General features: G+C 29.7%; 3 protein-coding genes and 2 rRNA genes. 4 read left to right on the plus strand and 1 reads right to left on the minus strand.

The features are described 5' to 3' along the window. The first annotated feature begins 9 nt into the window (after positions 1-9). Positions 10-126: ribosomal RNA gene (rrf, locus tag H8891_RS14780) — 5S ribosomal RNA — on the plus strand. Positions 127-188: 62 nt separating this feature from the next. Here rrf and H8891_RS14785 read toward each other — a convergent pair. Next, positions 189-1,367 (minus strand): pyridoxal phosphate-dependent aminotransferase, encoded by a 1,179-nt coding sequence (locus H8891_RS14785; RefSeq protein WP_187006999.1) that lies wholly within the window; start codon positions 1,365-1,367, stop codon positions 189-191. A gap of 354 nt (positions 1,368-1,721) precedes the next feature. Here H8891_RS14785 and H8891_RS14790 point away from each other — a divergent pair, with 354 nt between their 5' ends. The 3 genes from H8891_RS14790 to H8891_RS14800 all read left to right on the plus strand — a co-directional run. Next, the gene (locus H8891_RS14790) at positions 1,722-4,073 is read left to right on the plus strand and encodes an anaerobic ribonucleoside triphosphate reductase (protein ID WP_187007000.1); all 2,352 of its coding nucleotides are present in this window, start codon (positions 1,722-1,724) and stop codon (positions 4,071-4,073) included. Between the two features lie 21 nt (positions 4,074-4,094). Next, positions 4,095-4,634 (plus strand): anaerobic ribonucleoside-triphosphate reductase activating protein, encoded by a 540-nt coding sequence (gene nrdG / locus H8891_RS14795; RefSeq protein WP_147548230.1) that lies wholly within the window; start codon positions 4,095-4,097, stop codon positions 4,632-4,634. Between the two features lie 448 nt (positions 4,635-5,082). Further along, positions 5,083-5,254 (plus strand): 16S ribosomal RNA (locus tag H8891_RS14800); the annotation flags it as partial.

A 5,254-nucleotide genomic window follows, 5' to 3' on the forward strand; every position in this document is an offset into this window, starting at 1 on the left:
TAAAGATTATGTGGTTATTATAGCAAAGAGGATACACCTGTTCCCATTCCGAACACAGAAGTTAAGCTCTTTAGCGCCGATGGTACTTGGTGGGAAGCTGCCTGGGAGAGTAGGACGTAGCCACGTAATCTTTTTTTATGTTGAAAAATAAAAAATAAACCCTTACCAATTTGGTAAGGGTTATTTTTTTATAAAGATTCTGCTAATTTGATTATTCTTTCTAAACCTTTAGTAAAATTATCTTCACTACATGCATAAGAAATTCTTATATAGTTATCCATACCAAATGCTATTCCTGGAACGGCTGCAACTTGATATTCATCTAATAATCTATTACAAAACTCTATAGAAAAACTATCTTTATAATCTAGAGATTCTTTTACTTTTGACAAATCGATAAAAACATAGAATGCCCCATCTGGAGTTACATAACCTAATTTATCAGATTTGTTTAATATATCAACAACCAAATCTCTACGAGATTTATATATACTAACTATTTCATCAATATATTCAGGACAATCTTTTAAAGCTCCATAAGCTACATACTGGCTTGTTAAAGAAGGATGAGATACTAAGTGTCCTTGTATAGTAGATATTGCTTTAGCAATTTTTTTATTACTTGCAGAATACCCAATTCTTAACCCTGTCATTGCAAATGATTTAGAAAAACCATTTATAGTTATTGTTATGTTTTTTATATCTTTACTTAAAGATGCAACAGAAACAAATTGATCTGTATAACAGATTTTTTCATAAATTTCATCAGCTAATATATATATATTATGATTTAAACATACCGTAGCTATTTCTAATAATTCTTCTTTTGTATATACGGCTCCAGTAGGATTTGAAGGATTAGTTAAAAATAGCATTTTAGTATTTGGAGTTATATATTTCTCTAGTATTTCTTTTGTAAGTTTAAAGTCATTTTCTTTATTTGTATCCACAAATATAGGGTTAGCATTAACTAGCTTTATCATTTCAGGATAACTAACCCAATAAGGTTTAGGTACAAGTATATCATCTCCGGGATTTACAAGAGCTAATAATGTATTTGTTATTGCATGTTTCGCTCCACTAGATACGACTATTTCATCTATATCATAATTACAATTATTTTCAGTTTTAAGTTTATTACATAGTTGCTCTCTAAGCACTTTTAAACCAGGAACTAAGTCATAATTAGTAAGATCATTATTAAGAGAATCTACACCGTATTGTTTAGCTTTATAAGGTACAAGTAAATCTGGCTCACCTATACTTAAATCTATAATATTTTTACCTTCTGATTTTAAGTTACGAACTTTTGTACTTATACCAATTGTATAAGATGGTGTAATGTTATTTAATCTATTAGATAGCATTGCACGATACCTCCTCTTCGAAATAGATAATTATATTATATATGAATTTAGAATAATAGAGTAATTTATATAATATTTAAATAAAAAATTCTGCAAAAAATTGATATGAAATGTAAAAAATTTTTAAAAATTTGAATGTATTACAAATACTAACGTTCAAAAAAAGTAGATAGTAATTCCAATGCTTAGAGGACATTTGACGATTATGTACAAATTTGGTAACCTTATAGAGTAATAATTTATAGACTTCCCTTTAACTTAGTTAAAGGGGATTTTTTTCATCCTAAGATACTATATATAGTGGGTGCGTTAATTTATAAATACAATATGTTGTGATGAAGGGGGATTTTTATTGTGATTGAAACAGTAAGAAAAAGAGATGGAAGAGTGATACCTTTTAATTCTGACAGAATAACTAGAGCTATATTTTTAGCTGCAAGTAAAGTGGCTGAAAGAGAAAATAGTAAAGCAGATTATCATTTAGCAGAATTATTAACTCAAGATGTAATTAAACTTTTAAATTTAAGATATGCAAATAATACTCCTGGAGTTGAAGATATACAAGATGCGGTTGTAAAAGTTCTTATAGAAAAAGGACATGCAAAAACTAGTGAAGAATATATAGTCTATAGAACAGAGAGAAATAGAATAAGAAACTCTAAATCAAGACTTATGAAATCAATAGAGCAAATAACTTTTGCTGATGCTGATGATGCTGATATAAAAAGAGAAAATGCAAATATAGATGGTAATACAGCTATGGGTACTATGCTTCAATATGGAAGTACAGTATCAAAGGAATTTTGTAAAACTCATATATTAAAGCCAGAACATGCTTTTGCTCATGATAATGGAGATATACATATACACGATATGGATTTTTTAAATATGGGAACATTGACTTGTTGCCAAATAGATTTAATAAAATTATTTAAAAATGGATTTTCTACAGGACATGGCTTCTTAAGAGAACCGAATGATATTATAAGTTATGCAGCACTAGCAGCAATAGCAATACAAAGTAATCAAAATGACCAGCATGGAGGTCAAAGTATACCATTCTTTGATTATGGCTTAGCTGAGGGTGTATATAAAACTTTTAAAAAATTATATGCTAATAATATGGCTAAAGCATTAGAACTATATGAAGATATAGAAGTTTTAGAACAGGTTAAGGAAATGGTAACTTATGTAGAAGAACAAACAAACACTAAGCTTAGTATAAATATAGAAAAGCCATATATAGAACTAGAAAAAGAAGAACTAATGAATAAGTTTAATATAGATTCTAAAGTTGCAGATAAGGTACAAAAGTTTGCTTTGAAGGAAGCTCGTAAAGAAACAGATAGAAATACTTATCAGGCTATGGAAGCTTTTATTCACAATTTGAATACTATGCATTCAAGAGCAGGAGCACAAGTTCCTTTTTCTAGTGTAAACTTTGGTACGGACACTTCACCAGAAGGAAGATTAATTATTAAAAACTTATTACTATCAGTAGAAAAAGGTTTAGGAAATGGAGAAACAGCGATCTTCCCTATATTAATATTTAAAGTAAAAGAGGGAATAAATTTAAATCCAAAAGATCCTAATTACGATTTATTTAAGTTGGCATGTAGAGTATCAGCTAAAAGACTATTCCCTAATTTCAGTTTTTTAGATGCTCCTTTTAATGCTAAGTACTATGTAGAAGGAAGACCAGAAACTGAGGCCACATATATGGGATGTAGAACAAGGGTTGTTGGAAATGTATGTGGAGAAGAAATAGTAAGTGGAAGAGGAAACTTATCATTTACAACAATAAATTTACCTAGACTAGGTATTAAACATGGTTCATTGAATGGACAAGCTATGGACGTACAAGGATTTTATAATGAATTAGACGAAAAGATAGATTTAGTTATAGAACAATTACTTGAGAGATTTGAAGTACAGGCTAGTAAGAAAGTTAAAAACTTCCCGTTCTTAATGGGACAAAATGTATGGAAAGGATCTGATGAATTAGGTCCAAATGATACATTAAGAGAAGTCATAAAACAAGGAACATTAACAGTAGGGTTTATAGGTTTGGCAGAATGTTTAATAGCTCTTATAGGTAAACACCATGGAGAAAGTGAAGAAGCTCAAAAGCTAGGATTAGAAATAATAACACATATGAGAGAAAGAATGGAAAAAGCTAGTGATAAATATGGATTAAACTTCTCATTAATAGCTACACCCGCTGAAGGTCTATCAGGAAGATTTACAGCTATAGATAAAAAACAGTATGGCGAGATAAAAGGAATAACAGATAAGGAATATTATACAAATTCATTCCATGTTCCTGTTTATCATAAATTAAGTTCTTTTGATAAAATACGAATAGAGGCTCCATACCATGAATTAACTAATGCAGGACATATAACTTATATAGAACTAGATGGAAGTCCTTCTAATAATCTAGAAGCTTTTGAAACTATTATAAGAGCTATGAAGGAACTAGGAATAGGATATGGTAGTATAAATCATCCATTAGATAGAGATCCAGTTTGTGGATACTCTGGAGTTATTGCAGGTGATGTATGTCCAGCATGCGGAAGAAAAGAGTCAGATGGAGAGATAGGATTTGAAAGAATAAGAAGAATAACTGGATACTTAGTAGGTACAGTAGATAGATTCAATAATGCTAAAAAGGCAGAAGTAAGAGATAGAGTTAAACATAATTAATATTTAGTGGGGGTAATTTACATGAAGATAAGATTAGCTTCACCAATTACTTTTGATAGTATAGTAGATGGACCTGGATTAAGAGCTGTTATATGGACACAAGGATGTAATCATAATTGTAAAGGGTGCCAAAATCCACAAACACATGATTTATGTGGAGGTTATGAAGCTGACATTGATGATATAGCTAAGGATATACAAAAGTTAAAATTACACAGAGGAGTTACTTTATCTGGAGGAGAGCCATTTATGCAAAGTGAAGCTTTAATTGAAGTAGCTAAAGTGTGTAAAGCAAATAATCTGGATGTATGGGCTTATACAGGATATACATTTGAAGAGCTTGTAGATAAAAAGAATCCTTCATATTTTAACAATTTAAATTTACTTAGAAATATAGATGTATTAGTAGATGGAAGATTTATAGAAGCTAAAAGGGATATAAGTCTTAAATTTAGAGGTTCATCAAATCAAAGAATAATTGATGTAAAGAAGACGCTAGAATTTAAAAATATATATTTACATGAAGAATATATGAAAGAAGATTTAGATATAGCTAAATAATGTGTATAAAATAGAAATGGATATAGAATTATGTAAAAAATTCTATATCCATTTTTGTTTGAATAAATATAAAAAAGAGGAATTATCGAAAATTATAAGACAAATGTTAATATATCAATAATATTGGTGGATAATGTGGATAATACTGATAAAATGAGGCGTATAAATAAGTTTAAAACTGTAGATAATGTGGATAAAAGTGTTGATAACTTGTTGATTACTTTTTTAAATAAAGTAAAATAAAAAAATAATTAAAAAAATAAAAAAAACTATTGACGATAGTATAATTAGATGATAAAGTATTACTTGTCCTTGAGAAACGGACAAAACAAATTAAGAACTTTGAAAATTAAACAGTAGGTTAATTATAAAAATTCTTTTTAAAGAATTAAACAACAAACAACCAAGCCAGATATTCAGATAATGATAGCTGAGCGATGGACAACTTTTATTTGAGAGTTTGATCCTGGCTCAGGATGAACGCTGGCGGCGTGCCTAACACATGCAAGTCGAGCGATTCTCTTCGGAGAAGAGCGGCGGACGGGTGAGTAACGCGTGGGTAACCTGCCCTGTACACACGGATAACATACCGAAAGGTATGCTAATACGAGATGATATAT

Origin of the sequence: Paeniclostridium hominis, assembly GCF_014306135.1 — a bacterium.
Lineage (GTDB): Bacteria > Bacillota > Clostridia > Peptostreptococcales > Peptostreptococcaceae > Paraclostridium > Paraclostridium hominis.